At 73.9% G+C, this 2,231-nt stretch carries 3 protein-coding genes and 1 pseudogene; all 4 read left to right on the top strand.

Going from position 1 to position 2,231, the window contains the following annotated elements:
• A partial coding sequence (locus ACTUAL_RS27855) for a thiamine-phosphate kinase (protein WP_440902317.1) occupies nucleotides 1-313 on the top strand: 313 nt, incomplete at its 5' end.
• A gap of 25 nt (nucleotides 314-338) precedes the next feature.
• Nucleotides 339-794, top strand: a pseudogene (locus tag ACTUAL_RS27850) (GNAT family N-acetyltransferase); the annotation flags it as partial.
• A gap of 136 nt (nucleotides 795-930) precedes the next feature.
• Nucleotides 931-1,395 (top strand): gamma carbonic anhydrase family protein, encoded by a 465-nt coding sequence (locus ACTUAL_RS27845; RefSeq protein ID WP_440902316.1) that lies wholly within the window; start codon nucleotides 931-933, stop codon nucleotides 1,393-1,395.
• 14 nt (nucleotides 1,396-1,409) lie between these two features.
• Nucleotides 1,410-2,084 carry a uracil-DNA glycosylase gene (locus ACTUAL_RS27840; RefSeq protein ID WP_096496645.1) on the top strand — a complete coding sequence of 225 codons (675 nt, stop codon included), beginning with the start codon at nucleotides 1,410-1,412 and terminating at the stop codon, nucleotides 2,082-2,084.
• The last annotated feature ends 147 nt before the right edge of the window (nucleotides 2,085-2,231 follow it).

Genomic DNA, 2,231 nt, shown 5'->3' with positions numbered 1-2,231 from the left:
GATGATCGACGTCTCGGACGGGCTGCTCGCCGACCTCGGGCACGTGGCCGACGAGTCCGGGGTGGGCATCGACATCCGCACCGAGCTGCTCCAGGTGCACCCCCGGCTGCTCGACGTCGCCTCCGCGCTCGGGGCCGACGCCAGGCACTGGGTGCTCACCGGCGGCGAGGACCACGCGCTGGCCGCGACGTTCCCCGACCAGGGCTCGATCCCGGACGGCTGGCAGGTCATCGGCAGCGTCCGACCGGGTGGCGGGGTCACCGTGGACGGTCGCGGGTACGAGAAACCCCCCGGCTGGGAGCACTGGCGCTAGTACCCTGGTCCATGTGGAACTATGCATGATCGCGTATGACCATCCAGACGCGGCGAAGCTCATCGCCGACCTGCAGCAGGTCTACGTGGACCGCTACGGCGACCAGGACATCACCCCGGTCGACCCCGAGGAGTTCGCGGCGCCGCACGGGCACTTCCTGGTCGGCTACCTCGACGGCGCGCCCGTCGCCTGCGGCGGGTGGCGCGCGCACGACACCGCGTTCGACTCGGTCGTCCCCGGCGACGCGGAGCTCAAGCGCATGTACGTCGTGGAGTCCGCGCGCGGGCGCGGGCTCGCCCGGCTGGTGCTCGCCGCGCTGGAGGAGGCCGCCTCGGCGGCGGGCAGGCGCAGGCTCGTCCTGGAGACCGGCACCCTCCAGCCCGAGGCGATCGCGCTCTACACCCGCGCCGGGTACGAGCGCATCCCCAACTTCGGCGTGTACCGGTGCGAGCCCAACAGCCTGTGCTTCGCCAAGGAGCTGCGCCCCGCCCCGGTCCGCGGCGCCGCGGACCGGGCCGTCGCGGTGGCCGACGGGACCTGCCCGGGCTGGGTGGCGTGGCCCCGTGGCCCTCTACGCCCTCGGCGACCGCGAACCCGTCGTCCACCCCGACGCCTAGGTGCACCCCGACGCCACCGTCATCGGCGACGTCGTCCTCGGCCCGTTCGCCTCGGTGTGGCCGAGGGCCGTGCTGCGCGGTGACTACGGGCGGATCGAGGTCGGCGCGCGCACCAGCGTCCAGGACGGGTCGGTGCTGCACTGCACCGAGGAGCACCCCACCACGATCGGCGCCGAGTGCGTCATCGGGCACAACGCCCACGTCGAGGGCGCGACGATCGCCGACCGCTGCCTGATCGCCTCGGGATCGGTGGTGCTCAACGGGAGCGTGGTCGAGACCGGCGCGGTCGTCGGCGCGGGCGCGGTGCTCTCGTTCAACGGCCGGGTGCCCGCGCGGGCCATGGCGCTGGGCGTTCCCGCGCGCGTGCGCGAAGGTCACGAGGTGCCCGAGGGCGCCTTCTCGTTCATCGTGGACAAATACGTCCAGAACATCGCCGCGTACCGGGAACTCCGGCGACTCGACTGAGATACGGTGCCGCAGTGGGACGTCCTTTGGAAGAAGTCGTCGAAGAGGGCTGGGCGCGGGCACTCGCGCCGGTGGCCGACCAGATCAGCAAGATGGGGGATTTCCTCCGGGATGAGGTCGCCGCGGGGCGCACCTACCTGCCCGCGGGGGAGAACGTGCTGCGGGCGTTCAAGCAGCCGTTCGACGGCGTGCGCGTGCTGATCGTGGGTCAGGACCCGTACCCGACGCCGGGGCACGCGGTGGGCCTGAGCTTCTCGGTCTCGCCGGAGACCCGGCCCATCCCCAAGAGCCTGCAGAACATCTTCGCGGAGCTGGGCACCGACCTCGGCCACCCGATGCCGTCCAACGGCGACCTGACGCCGTGGACCGAGCAGGGCGTGCTGCTGCTCAACAGGGTGCTCACGGTCCGGCCGCGCAACTCCAACTCCCACCAGAACAAGGGCTGGGAGAAGGTGACCGAGCAGGCGGTGCGCGCGCTGGCCGCGCGCGGGGTCCCGCTGGTGGGCCTGCTGTGGGGCCGCAACGCCCGCAACCTCCGGCCGCTGCTGGAGCCCTACCCGTGCGTGGAGGGCGTGCACCCGAGCCCGATGTCCGCCGCGGGCGGGTTCTTCGGCTCGAAGCCGTTCAGCAAGGTGAACGCGCTGCTGGAGCAGCAGGGCGCCGAGCCGGTGGACTGGAAGCTGCCGTAACCGGTGGGGGGGGGCCGGGGGCCCCCCCCCCCCCCCCCCCCCCCCCCCACGACCCGGCGGCCAGACCCGGGCCCCCAACCCGGCGGCGCGCCCCCCGCACCCCCCCCCCGGGACCGCCCCCCCCCCCCCCCCCCCCCCCCCCCCCCC

The sequence above is a fragment of the Actinosynnema sp. genome (genome assembly GCF_052038725.1).
The sequence above is the reverse complement of the archived record's forward strand: the minus strand, read 5'-3'. Positions and strand labels throughout refer to the sequence as shown.